The organism is Candidatus Cryptobacteroides sp. (assembly GCF_056207615.1).
The window spans coordinates 1-2,784 of sequence record NZ_JBAEER010000139.1 but is presented as its reverse complement, the minus strand read 5'-3'; the positions used below and the strand labels follow the sequence as shown (position 1 = coordinate 2,784).

The following is a 2,784-nucleotide window of genomic DNA, read 5'->3' as shown; positions in this document are numbered from 1 at the left end:
GCTAAGAAAGCCTGCGAGCCTCTCCATGTACAGTGGAACTGCTTCAGCGGCAGCGTCAAGGTGATAAACACCACCGGAAAGCGTCTGGAGAATGCATACGTAGACGCCGAGATATTCGACATGCACGGCAGGAGGCAGACGACCCGCTCCGAGAGGCTGGCCGGCCCGGTCGAGGCTCAGAACACCCTCGAGGCCTTTGTCCTCCGCCCGGAAGGAGAGGGTGTCAAGTTCATACGCCTCCACCTCAAAGATGCCGGAGGCAAGGTGCTCTCCGAGAACTTCTACTGGTTCAACCCTTCCGACGAATACAACTACACTGCACTCTCCGGAATCGGAGAGGCTGGGTTCAAAGCCGTGGTCACAAGCCATGGGCAGCACAGCATCACCGCGCGGATAAGCAACCCGGGCGACACCGTGGCATTCGCACTGCGCCTGCGTCTGACGGACTCCTCCACCGGAGAACGCATCCTTCCCATAATACCGGACGACAACTACATCACTCTGATGCCGGGAGAGAGCCGTGACATCACGATCTCCTCCGACAGGGATCTCACACACAGCGTCCTTAAAGTCAAGCAGTATATGCAACCAGAAAGGACTGTAACCTGGTAAACTGATATGAAAAAGGTCCTCTCCGTCATTGCCGCCGCGCTGCTCATCTCCGGGTGCGCCCCCAATGGGAGCATCGAGTATGACTACCCGTATCAGGACCCTTCGCTGACTCCCCGGGAACGCGCCGAGGACCTCGTCGGCCGTCTGGACCTGAAGCAGAAAGTCTCCCTGATGGTCAACAGCTCCAAAGCTGTGGAAGAATTCGGCATACACGGATACGACTGGTGGAGCGAAGCCCTCCACGGTTCCGCCCGATCAGGCACTGCAACCGTATTCCCCCAGGCCATAGGCATGGCGGCAAGCTGGGACGAAGTCCTTCTCCAGGAGGTCTTCGACATAGCCAGCACCGAACAGAGGATCAAGTACATAGAACAGACAAAAGAGACCGGCGGCGCGGACCAGTACCACGGCCTTACCGTCTGGACACCCAATATCAATATCTTCCGTGACCCACGCTGGGGACGCGGGCAGGAGACTTATGGCGAGGATCCTTATCTGACCTTCATAATGGGCCGTGCCGTCGTGAACGGACTTCAGGGCCAGCCCGACGAAAAGGGATATGACAAACTTCACGCATGCCTCAAGCATTATGCCGTCCACAGCGGTCCCGAAAGCACAAGGCACTATGCTGATGTCACCGTGTCATACAGGGACCTGCTTGAGACCTATCTATACGCATTCGAGAACATTGTAAAAACCACCGACGTACAGGAAATCATGGGCGCATACAACAGCTACGACGGCAAGCCCTGCTGCGGTTCCGACCAGCTGCTCGAGTACTTCCTCCGAGAACAGTGGGGATACAAGGGTCTCGTGGTCTCCGACTGCGGAGCCATCAACGATTTCTACGCAAAAAGCTACCGCTCCCACAACGTATTCGAGGATGGTGCTTCTGCGAGCGCAAACGCCGTCATCACCGGTACGGACCTTGAGTGCGGAAGCTCATACAGACACCTCGTGGAAGCCTATGAGCAAGGAAAGATCACAGAGGATCAGATAGACAAGGCACTCCGCAGGCTCCTTATCGCCCGCTTCCGTCTCGGTGAGATGGATCCTCTCGAGAGCGTGAGCTGGAACAACATCCCTGTCAGCAAGCTCGCATGCGACGAGCACAGGGAAAAAGCCCTCGAGATGGCACGGGAAACCATGACCCTGCTTCAGAATGACGGAGTCCTGCCTCTGGGCAAGGATCAGAAAGTGGCAGTGATCGGTCCCAACGCAGACGAGAGAGCTGTAATGTGGGGCAATTACGAAGGTACCCCAAAGCATGTCATCAGCGTGCTCGAAGGCATCAGCGACAAGATTGGAGCGGAAAATGTCATCTATGCCCGCGGCTGCGAGATCATCGACGGTTGGGATGACTACCGCAATACGGACGGCATCAACGGCACGGACGGAGCAAAGGATTTCAAGCCCGACCAGATCTCGGATGCTGCTGCGATCATATTCGTCGGAGGCATAAGCGCATCTCTCGAAGGTGAGGAGATGAGGGTTCCTTTTGACGGATTCAAAGGTGGCGACAGGACCGACATCGAACTCCCCGCAAGCCAGAAACGGCTTCTTGCAGAGCTGAAGGCTACCGGCAAGCCCGTCGTGTTCGTCAATCTTTCCGGTTCTGCCATAGCATTCGGTCCGGTCATGGACAACTGCAACGCCATCCTCCAGGCATGGTACGGAGGAGAGAAGGGCGGACAGGCCGTCGCGGATGTGCTGTTCGGCGACTATAATCCCGGAGGACGCCTCCCTGTCACTTTCTATGCCACATCCGACCAGATCGGCGACTTCGAGAACTACGATATGGAAGGACGCACATACAGGTATTTCAAGGGCGAACCCGCATTCCCCTTCGGCTATGGCCTGAGCTATACCAGCTTCGACTACGGCAAGGCATCGATACTCAAGGACGGAAAGAAAGTCAGGAAGTTCAAGATGGCGGACAAGGTGAGCATCGTGGTGCCGGTGACCAACAGCGGCACGCTCGACGGTGACGAAGTGGTACAGGTGTACATCAAGAGGAAGGGTGAGACCGGAGGACCCGTCTACTCGCTCAGAGGCTTCAGGCGCGAAGGCATCAAGGCCGGCGAGACGGTTTCCGTGGCTATAGATCTCGACGAACTCAGTTTCCGTTCGTTCGATGAGGCCTCCGGATCGATGAAAACCCTCAAAGGAAAG

At 56.6% G+C, this 2,784-nt stretch carries 1 protein-coding gene and 1 pseudogene; both read left to right on the top strand.

Annotated features, from left to right (window positions below; all coding sequences use genetic code 11):
* Nucleotides 1–612, top strand: a pseudogene (locus tag AC06ND_RS08145) (hypothetical protein); the annotation flags it as partial.
* 6 nt (nucleotides 613–618) lie between these two features.
* Nucleotides 619–2,784, top strand: a 2,166-nt coding sequence (locus AC06ND_RS08140) for a glycoside hydrolase family 3 C-terminal domain-containing protein (protein ID WP_475678489.1), incomplete at its 3' end; no start/stop codon positions are given.